The following is a 19,190-nucleotide window of genomic DNA, read 5'->3' as shown; positions in this document are numbered from 1 at the left end:
GGGTGTATTGAATCGCATAGTGGCTCTGTGCGGATGTGTCGTAAGCAGCAACCGGAACGCATACGGCGGAGTGTGTGGCGGGGTTAACACCTGGAATTGATATATAGCGGGTTCGCCCTGGTGCCGGAACACCGGCCTGCACAATTTCCGAGTAAGCGATCCGCACAGTAAACGAGTTTTCATCAAGCTCAAGGAGGCCGGTCGGCCCCCACGCTCTTACTCCGTAGCTCATGCAGAAAGGTCTCCCCACTGGTAGCGCTTGATTCCGTTCTCGTCGAACACCTTACCGCCCGCGCTATTGATTACCTGCCGAGCCTGGCCACCGAAAGCGCTGTTGATTTCGAAGGTACCGTCGAAGAACAACTTCCAACCGGAAACGCCTGCAACATAGTTGTTGGATGCAATGTAGTTGCCGATTTTGGCGTTCGTGATCGAGCCGTCTTGGATGAAGGCCGAGTTCATGAATACCTGCCCGCCCTGCACCGCAAACGGAACCGAGATCGCGCCGCCGGCAATAGTGTTGACGATGGCGAACCGGTCCGCGCTGACCAGAAACTGGCTTTGCAAACCCGCAGGGCCGTTCTCAATGCCTAGCGCCACCCCGGCGGTGATGTACTGCCCGGTCGCGGAGTTATATTGCATCTTCACCGACCAAGACAGGTTCACCTTGCCGCTGATGTCACTAACGATCTGGGACTGCGTCTGAATGTCGGACGTGTTCCCCTCGACATCGGTGTGCAGCTGCTGGATCGCCTGGGCTGTCGCCTCGCGGTCCGTGACCACGACGCTTTCCAGATCGGTCACAGTGCCAGCGACATCGCCCACCGATGCGGTGAGTTCGGTCTGGCGCTGAACCATGGCCTCGTTCTGCGAGGCGCGAGTCTTCACTTCCTGCGCGAAACTCGCAGAGGCGTTGTAGCCCTGGAGCGCATCATTGAGATCGCCCTCCCCCGTGTCATCCCGATAGGCAGACTGCAATGCCTGAAGGCTCGACGCGTTCGCCGTTACCACACCGTCCAACTCGGTGATGCTGGTCGTGTTGATCTCAACCTGGCGTGCCAGGCCGTTGGCCGTGACTACAGCTTGGCCAACGTCAGACCAGAAGGCCACATTAGGTGGTGGGGTATCGACAGGCACCGGGCCAAGGGCCTGATAGATGCGCTTGCCGACGACCACCAAGTCACCCTCCAGATACACGGCCTGAGGGTCGTAGGCCTTCAGGCCATCAAGAGCATCGAGCTGTGCCTGAAGGCCTGGGATCTTGTCGATCTCGTCGTTGATGTCCTGGCCAAGCTCCGTGCGGCCAACCTGGCCCGCGATCAACTCCAGCACCGGCGCAGCATCCGAGCTGGCCTGGCCAATGACGCCGTTGCCCACCGGATAGAACGGGCCTACGTTGCCGGTGCGGTCCACCAGGCGCGCCCAGAAGAACAGGGTTGCGCCGGCCAACAGCGACTGCATGCGGTAATCGGCCTGGGGATGCGCCAGGTCGGCAAGCTTGGTGGCCACCGACAGGTCATTGGCCGGTCCATACCACAGCTCGGTGCGCTGGGTGTCCTCTGCACCTGGCGGGAAACCCCACTTGATGCTGATGCCGAACAGCTCACTAGTGGTGGTCAGGAACGCCACCGCCGGAGGCAAGCCAACCTTCCCTTCCAGGTTGGTCAGATTGGAGCTCTTCCAGATCGAAGAGATCTCGAAGGCGCTCACCGAGCGTACCCGGGCCACATAAGCGCCTGAGTAGATACCCGTGACGTCAACACTGGTCGAGCCTGTGCGCTGCACCTTGATCCAGTTGCCGCTGTCCTTGCGCCACTCCACGTCATAGGCGACCGCGCCACTCACGGCGGGCCAGGAGATGTTCATGGTGCTGATCGCGATACCCTGGTTCACGGCATAGCTCGACGTCAGCGTGACGCTGGCCGGCGCCGGAACCACGGTGATCGGCACAACGCTGATTGGCCGCTCTTCAAGCCGGGCGCCGGTGTCGATGTAATCGAACTTGCTCGAGTCGTACTGAACGGCCGAGATTTCAAACACGCCAGGCTCTGGCCGCGCCACGCTGACCACGCGATAAAGCGGGATGGCCAGGTCGTCAGCATCCAGCGCCCACACCAACTCGCGCTCAGGCGAGACGGAGTAGGCCAGGGTCACAGTGACCTGCCGGCCGCTGACAAGCTGCACGGTGCGGCCCTCGCACTTGCCGTCAGGCAGGTTGAGGATCAGTCGGTCGCCGGGCTTGGCCTGGGTGTCGCGGTCCAGGGTGATGACTTTGCCATTCACTGCCGAGATGCGCCCGCCCACCGGCCGGCCTGCAAGCAGTTCGTCAGCGATCGGGATCACGTAGCCAGGCAGCGGAATACGCCCGTCCAAGCCGACCTTGAAGGTGACGGCCCGATCTTTTGAGTTGGTCAGAAGCGCCCACTTACCGCGGCGCTGGGCCTCGGATTCGCGGGTGCAGCCGATGGCACTGATCTCCAGCGGGTTGTCGCCGTAGCGCCGCTGCAGCTTGGCATCGGTTACAGCTGTGACGTCGGTGTCGAAGTTGTTCAGTGGGTTGTCGTAGCTGATCAGCGCCCTGGTGTAGCGGGTGCGCTCCGATGCGCTCGAGTAAGTGAACTTGCCGTCAATGACGTTCGCCCGGGTATAGGCGAAGTCGAAGTCGGTAGCACGCGGCATATCCGCAAGCGTGAACACCTGGCCCTGGGCCCAATAAGTCATGCCCCGGTAAATCGTAGAGATGTCGCGCAGCAGCGACCAGGCGTCAGCCTTGCTTTGCAGGTTCAGGTTGCAGATGAAGCGCGGTTCCTGGCCACCCTTCCCGTCCGGCACCAGTTGGTCGCAGTACTGCGAGATGCGGTAGAGCTCCCACTTGTCCACCATCCACGGCTTGATGCGACGGCCAAGGCCGAAGCGGTCTGCGGTGGTGATGTCGTAGGTCATCCAAACCGCGTTATCGGTCCAGGCCTGCTTGAATGTTCCGTCCCAAACGCCCGAGTAGGTACGAGACACAGGGTCATAATTGCTCGGCACCTGCATCTTCTTCAGCTTTGTCTCGACCGTTACCGCCGGGATGCTGCGGAACTGTTCGGCTGAAAACTCGATGTATAGCAGCGCAGTATTTGGGTAGCGGATCTTCGCGTCGATCACCTCGGTGAAGCCGGCGATCTGCATCGTGTCGGAGATTTTGTTGTTGTTCTGGTTGATGGTCACCCGGGTAATACGCATCAGCCAGCCGGTGGTGGCCCTGGGCAAATCGATACGGCGGGTGCGCTCGTAAAGGCTGGTGGTTTTGCCGTCGACCGCTTCGCTAAGTACCTGCTGGTAGGCGCCGCCGTCGGTGGCCAGCTCAACTTTGTACTCGATCCGATAACCGTTGATGTTGCCGCTGGCATCCACAGACTGGAGCGCCGGCCAGGCGAAACGCACGCGCACGGCCGAAAGCTGGGTATTGGTGATCGCCCGAACCCACGGTGTGCCGCTGCGCAGTTCGGTACTGATGGTGGTTTCGTTCTCGATCGAGGGGATGCCCTGGATATAGGCCTGATCCACCGCCCCGGTGCGCCACTCCCACTTCACGTTCGGGAAGTTCATATTGCCTTGAGGATCTTGCAGCGGAGTGTTGTCGAGGAAGATGTCGCGCGCGGTGGGGGTGCCCTCGAACTCGCCCTCCCCGATGGCGATCAGCATCTTAGCGATAGCGACCGAGCGCAGGCTGTCAGGAGCTTCCGTTGGCGTTTTTGGTTTCTCTTCGCCGCCCTTGGCACCATGGATGTCGATTTTGCGAACTGCGCCCATGCTTTCCTCCAGGCAATAAAAAACCGCCTCATGGGCGGCAGCGGTGTTTCAGGTATTCGCTACATCTGATCTTCGGCATAGATCGCGGCACTGATGATCGCGCCGCCAACCCGGCGCTTTCCGTAGCAGAGCGGGACCGGGTTTCCGGATGCCGTGGTGTTTTTGGCGCTACCGAAGGCGTAACCGGGGGTGTTTTCGGGCGCAGCGCTGGTCTTGAGTCCGCTGGCTTGAGGGCTGAGCATCTGGATAACGCCGCCAGCGACGAGACCGATACCGGCGCCTATGAGGGGGGTGCCGAAAGGTGTAGCGGAGAAGATCACCCCGACCACGATAAGGATGGCGCCGACAATGGTTTGGAGGATTCCGCCGCGCTTGCTACCCACAACCACCGGTGCAATGCGTATATCCCCCGCTCCGTTGTAATTCAGCTCTTTCTCACCGATGTTCCGCTTATCACGAAAGACAGCGAACTCAAGCCCGCGTGATTTCGCATTCGAAAGGAAGCGTTCAAAGCCAGGAATCTGAACGCATAGAGCTTTGATCGCCTCTGCGGGAGACTTTACGGAAAGCCGGAACGACTTGCCGAACTGTCGGAGTTGTCCGTGCAGGCGAATCGTCGTCATGGGTTGGTAGTTGATCGCTGATGCCTGCATCATTTTCTCCGGGCAATAAAAAACCGCCCGGAGGCGGCTTCAAGGTTTTCTTGATTCAGTTGTAATCGACATAAGGCCCTATGTAGAACCCGGCCATGTCGCCGCTGATACGGTACAGGCTTTCCTTGCCTGGCTGCACCGTTGCTGCGATGGTGCGAATTGCAGCGCCCGCGCACAAGCCAGAGCCAGCCAGGCCTGCGCCGAGATTGGGCGACCCCGGCGGAAGGTAGAATGTGGCCCGCTGACCAGTTCCGATTTTTGCAGCCCTGCGCCCGTCGACATAAACAACGATGTCGCAGCCAGAACCGACCGCGCCGGAGTCGCGCACCACGGTGATTTTTCCGCTCTCGCCAGCTGGTTTAGTCTGGAAGGCATAAACCTCGTCCGACGGAACCGGCTTCGCATCCCGCACCGAGATCGCCGATGAGGCGCATCCCGCCAGCATCGCCACCGCTACCGCCGCTATCAAAATCCGCATGTAGTTCCCTCGTTGGTTTGGCAAGACTGTAGCACCCGGAATAAGACACACAAAGCCCAACGCCGGCAGGTCTTCCAAGGCCATGCTATGCGAAGGGTTCATTGGTTGGACGGATACCGCAGGTTCTTGCATAACAGCCCATCCAACCCGTTAGACGGATCGCCTAGTAGACACTTAGGAAGTGATTATGTTGCGGGGCGTCGCCACCAATCATTTGGCAATTGCCGGATGACTGACAGGTTGGAGATTACGACCCAGACGCAACCGCTCGATAACACACGAACCCGATGGTCGTTGTATTCAAAGATGTCATTATCGTGCGCAATTCTCGGCTCCCCGAGTTTCTGCCTGAAAAGAACGGAGTATTCCGATGCGAGCTGAGGGATCTTACCGCGATCCTCTTTGTAGAGCATCTCGGTGAGGTCTTTCGGTTCGCTCCCGATGAACAGCCGAATCTCCTCAATGAAATCATCGACGATAATGGCGTGGCCAGTCATATAATTCTTGCCGGAAAAGCTGAAGTAACCCTGCCGAGGAGCGATCTTACGAAGGCCAACATTGACCGCCGCATCCTTGAATTCTCCGGCCGCCCAGAGATCTGGGGACTGGATGATCTGGCTGTAAAGCTGCCAAATATCCTCCGGGGTTGGGACGTCCCGTCCATAAATCCGCATGTCGTTCCCTCTTTGGTTTGGCGGGACTTTAGCACCGAGCGAGGCAGATGCAAAAAGCCCAGCGCGGGGCTGGGCTTAAATCGAGCAAAACCTCGAAGAACGCACAAATTTTATGCTGAGCGGCGTCAAACTCAGCCGCTCATTTTTTTACGTTATCCAAAGCGTTCGTGAGGTTCCTTGAAGCACTGGAGCCTGCCGTGGATTGCGAGAAGTTGGTTACTGCTTCAGTTGCAGCTTCTTTGCCTTTTGCAGAATCTCTCATCACTTGAGTAACTGCCTGGTTGGTCAGTTTTTTTACGATGCTAGCTTGCTGTGCCGTCGTAGCTCCGACAGGGATAGAGTCGGCAATCGCAATCCCTGTTTCCTTGCCGGCCTCAGCGCTGTTCGTAGCAAGTGCGACTGCGCTGGCTCCTGCAGCGGCTGCCGCTACTGATGACGCATCCGAAGAGGTTAATGAAGCAGAAGGGACAGGGTTAGGCTCTAGGGTTTTTTGATCAGGCCCAATCTTTCCGGAACTTTCCTTAAGCTCAAGCTTGATTAACTCTACCGCCAGCTTTCCTGCTGCTTGAAGCTCCGCAGCATATTGAAGGGGCGTCATTTTATCGTCATTTGCATATGCCATGCATAAGCCAGAAGACATTGCTTCGTACAGCATCAATCCCTGAGTTTTCTGTGACACGTTGGCAACTGTTTTTGCCGCACTTTCAGCAAAAGAATTTCTTGCCGAGGGATCACCAGCCTGCGTTTTTAACGCAACAGAAAGTGAATTGCTCAAGCTAGCACTTATGTTCTCAGCTACTCCCGCGGGCGGCTCACCACACGTCCGATTGGTGGAGTTATTTATTATAAATATCCGGCGATCGGCTGTTGTTGTCAGAGCCGTAAATGCTGACTTTTCGTTAACCGAAGTCACGATCGCTGGGTCGGTCATTCGATCAGTTGTGCAAGCTGATAGCAAAAACGTACCTGTCAATACCAAGCTAGCTCTCATGACCGCCTCCGCGATGGCGATATGCCATTTTCACCGAGAATAGTGGGCAATCTCGAAATTAGCCAGGCGGTGATACGCATCAGCACATCGAATCTATCTGGGAGGAAATCGACCTGTCCAGGCATCCAGCGTGGATGGAATGCCAATGGAGGCAACCGATAGGTTTGAACAGGAAGGTACTGCGCCTAAAAGTTATTTTACGAAAAGGTGCATCCACTTCGATCGTCGGCTCGTAGATTCAATACCCTCACTCGGAGGGCATAAGAGCCAAGGAGATACATCATGCACGCTTTTTACAAAAAACTTGTTGCAGCAGCCTGCTTCGCGATCCTCTCCGTCACTGCAACGCTCAGCTTTGCCGCCAATACAGTGATGGTCGGAGGTGCAGCGATGTACCCAAGCAAAACCATTGTCGAGAACGCGGTCAATTCGAAGGACCACACGACGCTGGTAGCTGCAGTCAAGGCTGCCGGATTGGTCGATACGCTCAACAGCAAAGGTCCTTTCACCGTATTCGCTCCGACAAACGAAGCCTTTGCTAAGCTGCCAACAGGCACCGTAGATACTCTGGTCAAGCCTGAGCATAAAGCCGACCTGACTAAAATTCTTACCTACCATGTGGTTGCTGGCAATCACACATCAGCACAGCTAATGGCCGACGCCAAAAAGCACGGCGGCACCGTTGTGTTGAAAACAGTTCAGGGTGAGTCGCTGAATATCAAGCTACACGACGGCAAGCTTTGGGTTGTAGATGCTAAAGGCGGTAAGGCCAGTATCAGCATCGCAGACGTTATGCAGTCCAACGGCGTGATCCACGTCATAGACTCAGTCTTGATGCCTTAGACGCTTTTGAACCCGGCAGGCGTGCAGTTCGCCGGGTGTTTAAGCACGTATATAGCCGATCGCCATCAATTCAAGGAAGAAGTATGTCATCGCTACTGTTTTACACAGATGCCAATGAAGCGATCGTAGTTACAGATACGCTTTTACATTATTCCGTCGACACGCCCCCAGGCTACGCGAGCAAAGCCATCGCGATACCTCACATGCGACTTATCATTGCCGCTACTGGATCGGCCCTTTTTTTCAGTCGATGGATCGGACTTGTGAATAACCAGGGTTTTGCCCTCGATGTAGATGCGGTCGATGCTCATGCGCCCCAAGAGCTTCAAGCCCTCTGGAGCGAGCTGAATCGCCATATCCCCGCCCTCCACGACCAGTCTGCAACAATCTATCACTTCGGGATTTCCGACGATTCTGGAAAAGTCCATGGATTCGCTTACCGTTCAGGATCGGACTTCAAATCCGAGCGTCTAGATTATGGCCTTGGCGTGAAGCCAGAGCTTATGGATAAAGCAGGTATAGACTGGCACACGTTCCCCTCATGTTCGGCAGACATAATGCGCGCGCAGGCACGGCAAGAGGACCGGAAAAGCAAAGGTCGTGTCTACATTGGCGGGTCAGTAGAGGTTGTTCACTTGACTAGGTCCGGGTTCTCCATCTACTCGCTTGGCGGTTTGGCCTGAGCGTCACGATGCCTCAGAATCAGGCATGTTCGGTCATGCCAAGGTCCGCCGAAGACAATGATCTCGGACGGCCTGCCGTATAGGTGGTGCAGCAGGAACGGGCCAGGGCCAAACGCGCCCGACTCTTCGCCAGGTAATGCCGGATCAGTGCCCAGGTAGATCCCGGCATGGTTCGGGTGAATAGTGCGTCCAACCTGCATAACGATCATGTCGCCACGCTGCGGTCGGTCGACGCGCACAAAGCCGGCGGCCTCGTAGTTCGCCTCGTACAGGCTGGCGTTCTCCGCGCTCTCCCACCAGCCATCAGTGCGCTGAAAGGCTTCGAATTCCAGACCCCACTCACGCAGATACCAGTCGGCGCAGACCTGCCAGCAGTCCCAGGCGCCGTGTACGAACGGGCGCTTGAGCAGCGGCGTGCTACCCGTAGGTGTGATCGTCCTTAAATCCCCCTCCGGCCACGACAAAATGTGCCAGGGCAAGGCCGTGGCTTCGCACATGGCCAAGTCATGCGGTGACGGCCTGCTGGTGGCGTCCGGGTGCGAGTGCACGATGCCGATCACTTCGCCCATGTCTTCCGCCGCAGCGTAGTCCTCGGGATGGAGCCGGAACTCTTCGTTCGGCTCGGTCGCGATGTTTCGGCATGGGAAATACTTCTGCTTGCGACCGATGGCAAGCACCAGGCCGCAACACTCTTTCGGATACTGGGCCGCCGCGTGCGCCTGGATGGCCGCAATGATGTGCTTACGCATGGTCAGCTCCTCGCGATCAAGCTGACGGCAGGGAATCCACCGAAACTGAGTTCTTCGTTTTCGCCGAAGCGCAGCTTGCAGGACGACAGACAGCCCTTGCACTGGTCAAGTGCCGGGTCATCCGTGGGGTTGTCCTCGTCGTCGAACATGGCCGCGCCGGTGTAGCCGCAGTCCGGCCCCCGGTAACCATTGGTCATGGCCCAGTGGCAGAAAGTCGTCATCTGCCGACCGGGTAGCCCGTGGTTGTCGATCTCGCCCGGGGACGAAAGCTCCCAGACCACCGCTTCTCCATCCTCGCTGGTCTTCTGGTCGATGTACCAGATCTCCAGCGCCTCCTGAGTCGGGTCAGCAGTTGGATTACCGTCAGGGAAGTTGGCCGCATCCAGGTACTGCGCCAGGGTTTCGCGAACAGTCAGCTTGAACTTCAGCATGTCCTCGAAGGCCAGGCACAAGGCTGTGACGCGCCCGTTGACGTTGCCGGCGGCGAAGGTAGGTCGTGAAGCGGTGCCATCGCTGCTCGAAGAGATCCCCTCAATCTGAACCGGCCAGGCGGCGTACTCCTCGCCCTGCCACCAAATTGACTTGGCCGGCAGCTCATTTTCCGAGTGCTCGTATAGCAGTAGCTCTTCTGGCGTGTGCGGTATGGCGTGACCGTGGAAGCGCAGGTAATCGGCGCCGTATTCGGTACCGTCAATTTCGAACAGGCGAATCTCGCCACCGGGCTCCAGTTTCTGGATGTCCGTGATCAGTGCCATGGGCTGTTATCTCAAGGGTGAAAGGTTTGTTCGAAAGTCGCGGTGATGGCATAGACCTGGCCGCCACGGTGAACCGGCTTGTAGCCGTTGCACTTGTAGAGACCAAGCTCACCCAGGGGCGGATCCCAGAGGAAGCCCTTCGCCCCTTTGTGTCGATCAAGGAATGTCATGATGTCCTTGATGTGCGGCTTCAGGCCGGTAAAGGTCACCGGCCAGGATTGCGACCGGTTGTTCGGGCCATCCTCGACCGACTGTTCGTACCCGCCGCCGAACTTCTTGGAGCGGACGCGCTGGGCAATATCGCCCTCCGCGCCTTTCTCCGTCGCCCAGGTGAATCTTTCGATAGCCATCATCGCCCCTTAATTGCGTTGTTGATGACGCCGCCCTGGCGCATGTCCCTGCTCCGCAGTTCCTGGTACTTCTGCTCTACGAACGTCGCCAGCTCCTTGCCGAAGAGGTTGTAGCCTGGTGCGTCAGCCGTTGACGATGCATTTCCGTCACCGTCGATGTGTACCTCGACATTGATCTGCGTTCCGCCAGCCCCACCGCCGCCCATGGACATGACCCCAAGCTTGCCGCTCGACGTCCGGGTCAGGGGCATGATCGCCTCCTCACCAGCTTCACCCATAACGCCGGTCTTGCCGTTGGCCATGCCAAACGCCGTGGGCTTGCTGACGATGGAGTTCGTGAACGCACCGCCGTCTGCAAACATCTGCACACCGCTCGACCATGCGCCGCCCAAAGCCTGTGGAAAGTAGGTGCTGGAGTAGCCGGCCGAGGACGCGCCCAAGTTCGAAGAGGTCGCACCGACAGAACCGGCCGCCATACCATTCCCACCGCCCGCTGCGCTGCCGCCCAAGTAGCTTGCAGCCGCCCCCACCAAACTGCCCAGCAGTGCTGAGCTGGCTTGGCGGGTAGCAATGCGCGCCATGTCGGCCAGGATCGATTTGGCGAAGTCCGAAAACGACGCCTTACCAGTCATGGCGAAGTTGACGATGGAGTCCTCCATGGAGCTAAAGGCATTGCCGAACAGGCTCTTGGTCTGGCCGGCGATATCCTTTGCCGAATCCAAGTAGTTTTCCCATGCCGCCGTTGCGCCCTTCGTCCAATCGCCCTGGGCATTCTCCACATCCGCGTAGTTCTGCCGGATCTGGTCCGTCGCCGCCTTGTTCGCGTCTGCGAGAGCCTGCGACTTCCGCTTAAACTCTTCCTCCGACATGTTGCGCGACGGGTCGGAGCGCTGGTTTTCCAGCTCAAGCGACTGCTGAGCAAACCGGTCTTGCTGGCTGTTCAGCTGACCGCTCAATGCGCTCTGGCGGTCACCTTGGCCCACGCCCAATACGGCACGCTGCCCGGCAAGCTCCAGGGCTCGCTGTTGCTGCCCCAATGCCTGCACATAGGAACTGATTGCCCGCTCCTGCTTGGCGATGCGCCCCGTTTCGTTCGTTGCCAGTACTTCAAGCTGGCTGTCGGCATCCTTCTGCGCCTTGACCATGCCTGCGCGTGCGTCGGCGATCTTCTGGTCCAGTTGGATGCTTTGCGCGGCCGACGTGGTCTTCTTGCCCTTGGCGGTTTCCAGCGCGGCAATCTCAGACTCGTACGCGGCCGTTACCTGGTCACGTTCGTTGCCGATCAGCGCCTGGCGACGCACCAGGTAGTCGGCCTCGGAGATCAGGCCCGCCTTCTGCGCCGCTTCCAGCTCCTTCTGGTAGTTTTTGTAATCGGCTGCGATGGCCGCAAGGTTGTTCTTGGCGTCGTTGAAGCTTGTGAGATCAACCTGGGTGCCGGCAGCCTTTGGGTCTTTGTTCTTGGCATCAAGCCCCTTCTTCAGCGTGTCGTAGGCGCCGCCAGAGAAGTTGCTGCCGTCATAGCTGACGCCGTCCAGCAGAGGCGACTTCTGCCCTGTTTTCTCCGCGTTCTCGTACAGCGTTTTGAACTGAAGGTTGAGCTTGTCCTGCGCGGCCTTGCGCTTGTTCAGTGGGTTGATGTTGTCGAGCTGCGCGTCGAGCGCCTTCTGTGCCTCAATCGCCTTCTGGTTGGCGTCTGTAGCCTCACCAGTCGCAGCCGTCTGGGCGGTGCTTGCGGCAAGTCTCGACTTCAGGCCGGCCAGCTTCTTCTCCAGCGCCTCGGTGGAGTCGTCGTGTTCGCCAGTGCCCAGCCCGAGCGCAGTGTTGAGCGAGCTCAAGCCATTGGAAATCGCACCGGCTACACCACCACCCTTCCGCGTATCCAGCACGCGCTGAGTGATCTCGATCTGCTTGGCCAGGTCGGGGAAGATCTCCGACCGAACCTCGGCATACGCGCCCTTGATGGCAGTCTTGATGTTGTCCCAGTCACGCTCGACGTCGGACAGCGATTCGCGATAGGCCTTCAAGCGCGTGAGCGCAGCCTGGTTCAGGTCCTCGCTGAGAACATCCAAAGCACGCTGGCTTTCGCCTTGGTCATCGAGCCCCTTGATCACCTGGTACTGCTCAAGAGTGAGCAATCCATACTGGCTGCTGATCTTTCCGGCAGCCTCCGTTGCAGTTTCGCCAGCGGAGGCAAAGGACTTGGCCAACTCGCCCGCGCCCTGCCCCGTGACCTCGCTGACCGCCGCAGCAGCTTCGGCCAGATTGCGCATCTGCGTTCCGCTGGTGGCTGCGCCAGACGCCAACGACACAACCGCCTCCCGCGCGCCGGTCAAGTTCCCGGTAACGCGGCCGGCACCGTCAGCCATGTCCTTCAGGCTGGCAATGGTCTGCCCCGCACCGTTCGTGCCGCCATTGATTGCAGCGTTGAACTCGCGTGCCTGCTTCATCGCGTCGAAGTAGGCGTAGCCCAGCGAGCCAATCACAGCGACCAAGAGTCCGGCCGGAATCAGCATCCCTGCAAGGCTCTTCGCCGACTCACCGGCGCCGGCACCCAGTTGTGCAATGGCCCGCGCCCCGCTGCCCAGATCGCCCGCCTGGATGGCGTTGACGAGCTGCATCACGTTTTCTTGCGCCTGGCGCGTGCCCAGTTTGAGCTTGTCGAACGCCCCAGCGGCTTCAGTCAGGCCAGCCCGGTCCTTTCCGATCTTCGCCAGCGCCTCGTTGTAACGCTCGGCGTCGATCTGACCGGTTTTATGCAGGTCGTTGAGCGCCTTCTCCTGAGCTTCCAGCTTCGCCAGCTTGGCGGTGACGGGATCAATCCCATTGACCGTGCGTTTCAGCGCCTCAATCTGACGATTTTCCGCCTCGATCAGTTTCTGTTTCTGGGCCAGCTCCTTGGCTTCGGCCTTCTCGATCTTGTCGTAGGCCTTGCCCAGTTGATCCTGGTACTTCGCTTGTTCCTCGATCGTGACCAGGCCGCCCTTGCGAGCGCGCTCCAGCAAGCCCTCGGCTTGCACCAGCGATTCAATGCTGTCGATGTTGCCCGTCATCGCCTTGTCGAGCTGGCTGATGACGCTGATTTCCGCTACTGCACTGTCGGCCGCCTTGCGGCTTGCCCCTGCCTGCCGATCCCTGGCAGCAGTGGACTTGTCGATGCTTTGAGCAACGTCCGTTTCGGCCTGGGAAACCTTCTTGCCGGTGTTGGCCAGGCCCTCACCGGTTTTGCCAAGGTCATCGATGGCCTTCTGGGCACCTTTCGCCGAATCGACCAGCTTATCCAGATCGTCAGCAGCCTTTGCGGCCTGCGAGGACTCAACCGCAATGCCCAGGGTGGCGAAGTTCGTGCTCATTTGGTTTCTCTCTGTTCCGCCATCACCTGCAGGGCTTCAGCCTCCATCCGCCGGAAGTCGCTGAAAAGGGTTTGTCGCTGGCTGATCGGCACGCCGCACATCCGAATCACGCCGGAGAGAACGCTGTAGTCCATGCCTGTTGCGCCGCACGCGCCTGTGCGCCACTGGGTGCTCATGGCCTCGAAGACCTTGAAGGCGTCCCAGTTGTCGGGCCAGATGCCGACTTCCTTGTCGGGGATGTCCTGGCGAGACAAACCGAAGGCCATCAGGTCTGCATCTGACGGCCCGGGTTCATACAGCGCGCGGGAGGCGCTTAGGAGTTTCCCAGGCGGGCCTCGCTGAAGGCATCGGCGTACGCGCTCAGCACCGCCTTGGGCGCCGAGTTGATCGAGTTGACGAGGATGCGCACGTTTTCAGGCGTGAACTTTTCCTCGATGTCCCAACCGACGACCACGTCCATCAACTGATCGGCTTGCAAGGCGATCTGAGCGGCAGTGAACGCCTTGAGGTCCATGTCACCGACCTGCTTACTCAGCTCGTTGTGGCGCTCATTCCAACCGGTGTACAGCTCGGCAAGTGCTGTACGGTCCAGGTACTGGAACTCGAACTCGACCTTTTCGGCGTTGTAGCCGGCCCGCTGGATCAGTACGGTCGCCTTGAACGTAGGTTTCTGGATCAGCTTGAACTTGGCCATGGGTTACACCGTGGCCGCGTAGCGAGTTGGTAGGCCAGTCAGGGCAACGCTGATAACACGGGTCATCAGGTTGTTGCGCGACATGGTCGGCGTCGCGGTGATCGACACGTAACCGTTGTAGATAATGCTGCTACCACCCGGGAGGTTCAGGCGGAGCAAGCGAGGCTGCTTGTCGTCGTCCGCAGCCTCGCAGACAGCCACATAGGGCTTGGATGGATCGTCAGCGACGGTGTAAGTCAGCGTGATCGGGTTCTTGGTGGTCGGCATCTGGCGGTCATTGTCGTCGGCCACGAAGCCAAAGGTCAGGAACTGCTGATCACCACCGGCCGAGTTCATTTCGGTGACCTGCGAGATCTCGGTGAAGGCAGTCACCTCGCGCACAGAGCCGATACCGGAGCCCGCTGGGTACTGCTGAGCGTTGGTGGTGTTCACGCCTGCCAGGGCGAACGTGCCGCTGGCAATTACCCCCACACGGACACCGCGACCGTCGAGTCGAGTCCAACCGGAATTGACGGCGATTACATCGCCCTCGGCCAGGCCATGTGCTGCAGCAGTTGCGATTGCCGGATTGGCATTGGTCAGCGCAGTGAACGGGATTTCAACGCCGTAAGTCGATGCAATCTCAAGGGTGGCGCCGTTGGGCATTTGGATGCCGGCCATGGGTGTTTCCTCTTTTCAGAAATGACAAAACCCGCACAGCGGCGGGTTTCGGGGGTTGCCCAACGGGCGGATTAGAACGTGTCGGCTCGATACTGAAACGACAGAGGCAAGGTACTCGTGGTCTCGCCCTGGATGGATGCGGCCGTGGCCATGGGCGAGCGGACGTAAACCGTGAAGTCCGCTTTCGTCAGCGGCAGGTTGTTCGGGTATAGCTGTGCGACCTCTTCGGCAATCGCGCCAGCGGCACCAGTGCCCGAACCCGATGCGGTAACCACACTGACCTGAAATACGCCCCGATAGGAGACGTGTTTGCCGGCCAAGTCCTCGCTGTCGGTATTCCCGGGCATCAGGTACGCCCTCAGATAGGTAGCCCCACCGGCCGGCGGCGTGAATGTCGAGCCCTCGTATGCGATCACCAGTTTGGGTGCGCGCGCATCAGCCCAGGCCTTCAAACGCGCTTCGAACAGACTTCGGATAATCCGGTCACTCATGTTGAAAGCTCCGAGACAGCTTTGTTGATGTACATCTGAAACTCCGTCACGGTGATCTGCACCATTCCGGCCGGGGCCTGGTTGGACCAGCCTTCGTACTCAAGCCGTGGGCCGTATGGGAGGTTGTTCATGATCCAGATTTTGCCGACGCCGATTTGGTAATGCTCAAGAACACCTTTGCCAATGGCTTTGGCGGCAGAACCCGTTGGATCGACAAGGTCCAGAATGCCGGTGGCGCCAACCTCAAACGAAACCTGCCAATTCCCCCTGAAGCGCCCGCCGACATAATCCTTGCCGGCTACCAAACCGTTCACATTGAAGTTCTGGTCGCGTTCAGTCTTTGTCAGGGGTTTGGCGTACTTCACGTTGCGCTTGAGCTTGCCGGACTTGGTGAAGTTGCTGTCGGTGAGGTTGATGACCGTATTGCGCGCCGCCACCTTGAAGTCATAGTCATCTGCGGCGCGGGTATTGGCTGCGCGGTGTTCAATGTTCGCTGCCCACAACTCAGGGTTGCCCACCGGGGAGCGATCGACGACGGAGCTCAGCAGGTCAATCGAGACCTTTTTAACGATTTCCTCGATGTTCCCCTTGGTCTTTTCGGCGAATTCCCTGATGTCCAGGCTGAAGCTCATTTTCTGGCCTGCACACTGAAGCCGACGGCGATGCCGGCGTAATCCCATGGGTCAACGTGCTGCACCGTGTAGGTGTCGCCGTCGAACGCGATCTTGTCCAGCGTCACCGGCTGGGGCGTGTCTACGCCATCCAGCAACACCGGGGAAATCAGGATCTTGACGTCGCCCTGCTTGATCAGAGAGCCGTCGATGTCTTGTTGGCGATAATTTTGGCGAAGCCCTGAACCGTCTAATTGCTCCGTGAGTACCGGGCTCCCGCCGACCTCGGGGTCGTACTCGCCGGTAGTGACCCGAATTAGCGAAAGCTCAAGCCCCTTGCCGCCCCTGGATCGCGGGGCGAGCATTCTTGCCGCACTTGCTTTTGCCCGATCATAGATATCTGCCATCAGCTGCGTACCAGGTTGACCTGACTTGAGGACTCCAGCAGCCCCGCGAACTGGGCATACGACTGCCGGGTTGCCGCCGGTTTGCTCACCGACTTGCTGGCGACTGCAAACGTGGTGCTGATCGGCCCAACCGTTTCGGAAACAACGGCTCCCGTTTTGGTTTCGGGTGCGATCAGGTCGTCGGCATGGATCTCGGCGGCCAAGGCCATTTGGCCTGCCTTGATCTGCGGCGGGATCTCGTCGAAACGCAACACCCAGCCCTGACGCTTGACCTCGGCCCGAGGCCAGGCCAGCGCCTGATCACGGTTCACAGCCTTGCCCTTCCATGGCATCGCATCCATTTGCAGGGCGGCACGGCGTAGCAGGGATTCCTGCGCCACTTCATCAACGGGGATTGTCTTGCCGAAGTTCTTGGCATAGATGACCAGTTCGGCGGCCGTTGCGAAGCTATCGGCGCCTGGCACCACCTTGCCGTTCTCGATCACCAGAGCCATATCAGACCTCTTTCCAGCCGAGTCGCTTGTGGTCGTCCAGACAGGACGGGTGAACATGCAACTGCTCGCCGCCCTGTTCAACCTTTACCAGGCCGGTGTAATCCGGCTCATCTTCTTCCACCGCAGGCTTACCTTTCGGCTTCGCCGCTGCAGCTTCATCCGCAAGGCGCTGCGCGTCTGCCACCGCCAGATCAATCGCGTCCTGCGCGCTTTTGCTCCAGTCGGCACGCTCCTGCTCGCCCAGGGCCTCGAACGCTTCCGCGCTCAAGCCACTGAGTTCGATAGCCTTGGCCAGCAGCGCCTTTGCTGCCTTCTGTTCTTTCGTCAGTCCAGCCATTGTCATTCTCCAGAAACAACGCAGGGGCCGAAGCCCCTGGTTGTCGTTGTGGTTGAGTTAGCCGACCAACAGGCTGATGTGCTCATCCTTGATTGCGCGGCAGCCCCAGGCCAGACGGACGTGGTAGGCCGTTTGCAGGAACTGGCGGTAGACCGCGATCTCAAACGACAGACCGGTCAGCGGGTCAGTGATGGTGATGACGTCGTCGGCCGAGTCGCCGCCCTCCGGCATTGCCGGGGCGCGAGTTGCCAGTACGATCGCAGAACGGGCAAACGCCACGTTCGCGGTGTACGAGTTGCCCAGGGTCAGCGCGTTGCCGGTCGGGATGACGATCTGCGAGCCAGGCTTGTTCAGCGTGATGGTGCCCGGGGCCGCAATACCGGCGCCGACGACGTACTTGTTGTCGCCATCAGCCGCGAAGGTCGCGATGTCACCAGCCAGAACCGTACCGGCACCGGTCGCCAGAGCGACGCTGGTCGCACCGATAGCCGTGGAACCGTTGGTGACGTAAGCGGCGCCGGTACCTTTGACGTGTCGACCCACCTGGTGGGAATGACGGATCGCCATGTTCATGATGCGGTCGGTCATGCCGTTACGCAGCATGTCGCTGGAACCCGCCTCGTTGACCTTGAACAGGCCAGATTGCTTGCCGCGCATGTTGCCGATGGCAGAGTGACCCAGAACCAACTGCAGGTCGTTGGTGGGCGCGCCGTTCTGCTCCAGGATGCCCAGCACGCCAGCGAAGTCGGACAGGTCAGCCGCGGTGCCAAATGGCGTGGTGCCGGCGGTGCCGTAGGCGCGCGAAGCGTTACGGTATGCTTCGAACCACAGATCCTTCTCTACTTCATTCACCAGCGTGCGCATCGCCTGATAGAAGCGGTCAGCTTGGATGGACGAGAAGGTGCCGGCGTTTTGCAGGCCTTTGGTCTGCTCACCATTCCAGCGTACCGGAACGTGCTTGCTCTTGGTGATGGCCACCGCGACGTTATCGACGATGGCATCGCCCGAGTCCGGCGCGGTCACGCCAGGAGTGTTGTCAGCCGCAGCCGCTTCACTGGTGATTGGCACTAGCACGTCCTGGCCGATTGCCGCGCGGGCAACGGACGAGTCACGGGAAACCGCCGGGATGAAGCCTGTCATCTCGCGAGAGATCACATCGAGCGCTTCGTACAGAGCCGGCACCAGGCCGTTAAGGGTGTTCGCCATTTTGGCTTTCTCCACAAAAAAGCCCGCTCAGTGGCGGGCATTGATTACTTGCCGGGCAAACCCCGGCGGCTTTGGTCAGTCAGTTACCAAGCCGCCATTGCGTGCGTGATCAGCCTTGGCGGCAGGATCAAGCGCATCAAATGCGGCTCGCGGAAGGGTCTTCTTGTCACCACCCTTGCCGCCGTTGTTCGTAGCCCCGCCACCGCTGGCACCGGAACCCTTGAGGATGTTGTCGCGGTACGGGTAGCGCTCGACCAGAGCTTCCAGCGCCTCGTCGAAGTCAGCCAGCTCACCAGGGCGGGCGCGGCTGTAGATCTTGTTGCCATCGTCGCCATAAGCCACGACCTTGCCTTCCTCGACCTTGAAAGCCTTGCCGAAGGTGTTTTGCAGCATGTCGGGCGGAACAGCAATTTTGTCGGTGACGAACTTGGAACGGCCGAAGGCGCCGCCGATCTTCTCCTGGTAGAGAATGCCGGTGGTGGTGTCGCGCTCCGTGGTGACGGTCTTGATCTGCTCGGTGAGCGTGGACACCTGGGCCTTGAACTTCTCCTCGGTGGCCGCGATGGCAGCTTGCTTGATCTCATCCACCTTTCCGGCCTGGACCAACTGCCCGGCGTCGAGGTTGGCGACAGTTGCCAGTGCCGCGCGGGCTTTTTCCGGGTCTTCGATGCCTTCGAATGCCTTGGCGCGAGCCTCGGCGGTTTCTTTGGCTTCGCGATGCCCTTTGGCTTCGGCGTTCAGCGCGGTGATTTTGGATACGGCCGACGGCGCGTCAAACGCTACGTCCTTCCCATCGTCATGCGTGTAGACCGGCTTGCCATCCTGCACAACCACATGGCCTTGTTCGTCGAGTTTCAGTTTCATCGGTTCGTCTCCGGGCATCCGCCCATCTGGTGGGCCATCCGGCCCGATGCGGCGCTATCCATCCGGAATCGCGCCCAAAAAAAAGCCCTAGCGGATGCCAAG

The 19,190-nt window shown here is 59.3% G+C and carries 21 protein-coding genes; 2 read left to right on the top strand and 19 right to left on the bottom strand.

The features are described 5' to 3' along the window. Window positions 1–228: 228 nt before the first annotated feature. The 5 genes from NDJ82_RS12450 to NDJ82_RS12430 all read right to left on the bottom strand — a co-directional run bounded on the left by NDJ82_RS12450 (window position 229) and on the right by NDJ82_RS12430 (window position 6,594). On the bottom strand, window positions 229–3,798 hold the full coding sequence (locus NDJ82_RS12450; RefSeq protein ID WP_250925595.1) for a TipJ family phage tail tip protein: 3,570 nt from the start codon (window positions 3,796–3,798) through the stop codon (window positions 229–231). A gap of 59 nt (window positions 3,799–3,857) precedes the next feature. After that, entirely contained in the window at window positions 3,858–4,451 is a 594-nt protein-coding gene (locus NDJ82_RS12445; protein ID WP_250925594.1) for a tail assembly protein, read from the bottom strand. A 55-nt stretch (window positions 4,452–4,506) separates the two neighbouring features. Further along, complete coding sequence (locus tag NDJ82_RS12440) at window positions 4,507–4,929, bottom strand: hypothetical protein (RefSeq protein ID WP_122560937.1); 423 nt, start codon at window positions 4,927–4,929, stop codon at window positions 4,507–4,509. Window positions 4,930–5,114: 185 nt separating this feature from the next. Further along, on the bottom strand, window positions 5,115–5,603 hold the full coding sequence (locus tag NDJ82_RS12435) for a hypothetical protein (protein WP_250925593.1): 489 nt from the start codon (window positions 5,601–5,603) through the stop codon (window positions 5,115–5,117). A 139-nt stretch (window positions 5,604–5,742) separates the two neighbouring features. Then, the gene (locus tag NDJ82_RS12430) at window positions 5,743–6,594 is read right to left on the bottom strand and encodes a hypothetical protein (protein ID WP_250925592.1); all 852 of its coding nucleotides are present in this window, start codon (window positions 6,592–6,594) and stop codon (window positions 5,743–5,745) included. A 282-nt stretch (window positions 6,595–6,876) separates the two neighbouring features. On the opposite strand from NDJ82_RS12430, the gene NDJ82_RS12425 reads away from it, so the two are divergent. Beyond that, window positions 6,877–7,437 (top strand): fasciclin domain-containing protein, encoded by a 561-nt coding sequence (locus NDJ82_RS12425; protein ID WP_250925591.1) that lies wholly within the window; start codon window positions 6,877–6,879, stop codon window positions 7,435–7,437. Window positions 7,438–7,520: 83 nt separating this feature from the next. Then, window positions 7,521–8,120 carry a hypothetical protein gene (locus NDJ82_RS12420; protein ID WP_250925590.1) on the top strand — a complete coding sequence of 200 codons (600 nt, stop codon included), beginning with the start codon at window positions 7,521–7,523 and terminating at the stop codon, window positions 8,118–8,120. On the opposite strand, the gene NDJ82_RS12415 is transcribed toward NDJ82_RS12420, so the two are convergent. From NDJ82_RS12415 to NDJ82_RS12350, 14 genes are all read right to left on the bottom strand, one after another. Next, a complete protein-coding gene (locus NDJ82_RS12415) occupies window positions 8,096–8,869 on the bottom strand; it encodes a C40 family peptidase (RefSeq protein ID WP_250925589.1) in 774 nt (257 codons plus the stop codon). The two genes, NDJ82_RS12420 and NDJ82_RS12415, sit on opposite strands and share 25 nt — an antisense overlap. A gap of 2 nt (window positions 8,870–8,871) precedes the next feature. Continuing rightward, complete coding sequence (locus NDJ82_RS12410; protein ID WP_250925588.1) at window positions 8,872–9,624, bottom strand: phage minor tail protein L; 753 nt, start codon at window positions 9,622–9,624, stop codon at window positions 8,872–8,874. Window positions 9,625–9,635: 11 nt separating this feature from the next. Continuing rightward, window positions 9,636–9,974 (bottom strand): phage tail protein, encoded by a 339-nt coding sequence (locus tag NDJ82_RS12405; RefSeq protein WP_250925587.1) that lies wholly within the window; start codon window positions 9,972–9,974, stop codon window positions 9,636–9,638. Beyond that, window positions 9,974–13,324, bottom strand: a complete 3,351-nt coding sequence (locus tag NDJ82_RS12400) for a phage tail tape measure protein (RefSeq protein ID WP_250925586.1) — start codon at window positions 13,322–13,324, stop codon at window positions 9,974–9,976. Before NDJ82_RS12400 ends, NDJ82_RS12405 begins: the two co-directional genes overlap by 1 nt. Beyond that, window positions 13,321–13,590, bottom strand: a complete 270-nt coding sequence (locus NDJ82_RS12395) for a DUF1799 domain-containing protein (RefSeq protein ID WP_124524550.1) — start codon at window positions 13,588–13,590, stop codon at window positions 13,321–13,323. Before NDJ82_RS12395 ends, NDJ82_RS12400 begins: the two co-directional genes overlap by 4 nt. 47 nt (window positions 13,591–13,637) lie before the next feature. Beyond that, window positions 13,638–14,018 carry a phage tail assembly chaperone gene (locus tag NDJ82_RS12390; RefSeq protein ID WP_250925585.1) on the bottom strand — a complete coding sequence of 127 codons (381 nt, stop codon included), beginning with the start codon at window positions 14,016–14,018 and terminating at the stop codon, window positions 13,638–13,640. Window positions 14,019–14,021: 3 nt separating this feature from the next. Next, entirely contained in the window at window positions 14,022–14,678 is a 657-nt protein-coding gene (locus NDJ82_RS12385; RefSeq protein WP_250925584.1) for a phage tail protein, read from the bottom strand. Between the two features lie 71 nt (window positions 14,679–14,749). After that, window positions 14,750–15,169, bottom strand: a complete 420-nt coding sequence (locus NDJ82_RS12380) for a phage tail terminator-like protein (protein WP_250925583.1) — start codon at window positions 15,167–15,169, stop codon at window positions 14,750–14,752. After that, window positions 15,166–15,801, bottom strand: coding sequence for a hypothetical protein (locus NDJ82_RS12375; protein ID WP_250925582.1), 636 nt, complete (start codon window positions 15,799–15,801; stop codon window positions 15,166–15,168). The genes NDJ82_RS12380 and NDJ82_RS12375 overlap by 4 nt, the downstream gene beginning before the upstream one ends. Further along, a complete protein-coding gene (locus NDJ82_RS12370) occupies window positions 15,798–16,187 on the bottom strand; it encodes a hypothetical protein (protein WP_250925581.1) in 390 nt (129 codons plus the stop codon). The genes NDJ82_RS12375 and NDJ82_RS12370 overlap by 4 nt, the downstream gene beginning before the upstream one ends. Next, window positions 16,187–16,681 carry a DnaT-like ssDNA-binding protein gene (locus NDJ82_RS12365; protein ID WP_250925580.1) on the bottom strand — a complete coding sequence of 165 codons (495 nt, stop codon included), beginning with the start codon at window positions 16,679–16,681 and terminating at the stop codon, window positions 16,187–16,189. Before NDJ82_RS12365 ends, NDJ82_RS12370 begins: the two co-directional genes overlap by 1 nt. A gap of 1 nt (window position 16,682) precedes the next feature. Further along, window positions 16,683–17,018, bottom strand: a complete 336-nt coding sequence (locus NDJ82_RS12360) for a hypothetical protein (protein WP_250925579.1) — start codon at window positions 17,016–17,018, stop codon at window positions 16,683–16,685. Window positions 17,019–17,075: 57 nt separating this feature from the next. After that, on the bottom strand, window positions 17,076–18,224 hold the full coding sequence (locus NDJ82_RS12355; RefSeq protein WP_250925578.1) for a major capsid protein: 1,149 nt from the start codon (window positions 18,222–18,224) through the stop codon (window positions 17,076–17,078). 75 nt (window positions 18,225–18,299) lie between these two features. Next, window positions 18,300–19,088, bottom strand: coding sequence for a DUF6651 domain-containing protein (locus NDJ82_RS12350; protein WP_250925577.1), 789 nt, complete (start codon window positions 19,086–19,088; stop codon window positions 18,300–18,302). Between the last annotated feature and the right edge of the window lie 102 nt (window positions 19,089–19,190).

It is taken from the genome of Pseudomonas sp. SR18 (assembly GCF_023701505.1).
GTDB classification, from domain to species: domain Bacteria; phylum Pseudomonadota; class Gammaproteobacteria; order Pseudomonadales; family Pseudomonadaceae; genus Aquipseudomonas; species Aquipseudomonas cyclaminis.
Note: the sequence above shows the minus strand (reverse complement) of the source record. Positions and strands in the feature narration are given on the sequence as shown.

Coding starts and splice junctions, on each gene's coding strand:
- NDJ82_RS12415 (WP_250925589.1), bottom strand. CDS start 8,869: ATGCGTAAGCACATCATTGCGGCCATCCAGGCGCACGCGGCGGCCCAG.
- NDJ82_RS12405 (WP_250925587.1), bottom strand. CDS start 9,974: ATGGCTATCGAAAGATTCACCTGGGCGACGGAGAAAGGCGCGGAGGGC.
- NDJ82_RS12435 (WP_250925593.1), bottom strand. CDS start 5,603: ATGCGGATTTATGGACGGGACGTCCCAACCCCGGAGGATATTTGGCAG.
- NDJ82_RS12395 (WP_124524550.1), bottom strand. CDS start 13,590: ATGGCCTTCGGTTTGTCTCGCCAGGACATCCCCGACAAGGAAGTCGGC.
- NDJ82_RS12355 (WP_250925578.1), bottom strand. CDS start 18,224: ATGGCGAACACCCTTAACGGCCTGGTGCCGGCTCTGTACGAAGCGCTC.
- NDJ82_RS12400 (WP_250925586.1), bottom strand. CDS start 13,324: ATGAGCACGAACTTCGCCACCCTGGGCATTGCGGTTGAGTCCTCGCAG.
- NDJ82_RS12360 (WP_250925579.1), bottom strand. CDS start 17,018: ATGGCTGGACTGACGAAAGAACAGAAGGCAGCAAAGGCGCTGCTGGCC.
- NDJ82_RS12430 (WP_250925592.1), bottom strand. CDS start 6,594: ATGAGAGCTAGCTTGGTATTGACAGGTACGTTTTTGCTATCAGCTTGC.
- NDJ82_RS12375 (WP_250925582.1), bottom strand. CDS start 15,801: ATGAGCTTCAGCCTGGACATCAGGGAATTCGCCGAAAAGACCAAGGGG.
- NDJ82_RS12385 (WP_250925584.1), bottom strand. CDS start 14,678: ATGGCCGGCATCCAAATGCCCAACGGCGCCACCCTTGAGATTGCATCG.
- NDJ82_RS12410 (WP_250925588.1), bottom strand. CDS start 9,624: ATGGCACTGATCACGGACATCCAGAAACTGGAGCCCGGTGGCGAGATT.
- NDJ82_RS12350 (WP_250925577.1), bottom strand. CDS start 19,088: ATGAAACTGAAACTCGACGAACAAGGCCATGTGGTTGTGCAGGATGGC.
- NDJ82_RS12370 (WP_250925581.1), bottom strand. CDS start 16,187: ATGGCAGATATCTATGATCGGGCAAAAGCAAGTGCGGCAAGAATGCTC.
- NDJ82_RS12380 (WP_250925583.1), bottom strand. CDS start 15,169: ATGAGTGACCGGATTATCCGAAGTCTGTTCGAAGCGCGTTTGAAGGCC.
- NDJ82_RS12390 (WP_250925585.1), bottom strand. CDS start 14,018: ATGGCCAAGTTCAAGCTGATCCAGAAACCTACGTTCAAGGCGACCGTA.
- NDJ82_RS12450 (WP_250925595.1), bottom strand. CDS start 3,798: ATGGGCGCAGTTCGCAAAATCGACATCCATGGTGCCAAGGGCGGCGAA.
- NDJ82_RS12440 (WP_122560937.1), bottom strand. CDS start 4,929: ATGCGGATTTTGATAGCGGCGGTAGCGGTGGCGATGCTGGCGGGATGC.
- NDJ82_RS12425 (WP_250925591.1), top strand. CDS start 6,877: ATGCACGCTTTTTACAAAAAACTTGTTGCAGCAGCCTGCTTCGCGATC.
- NDJ82_RS12420 (WP_250925590.1), top strand. CDS start 7,521: ATGTCATCGCTACTGTTTTACACAGATGCCAATGAAGCGATCGTAGTT.
- NDJ82_RS12445 (WP_250925594.1), bottom strand. CDS start 4,451: ATGCAGGCATCAGCGATCAACTACCAACCCATGACGACGATTCGCCTG.
- NDJ82_RS12365 (WP_250925580.1), bottom strand. CDS start 16,681: ATGGCTCTGGTGATCGAGAACGGCAAGGTGGTGCCAGGCGCCGATAGC.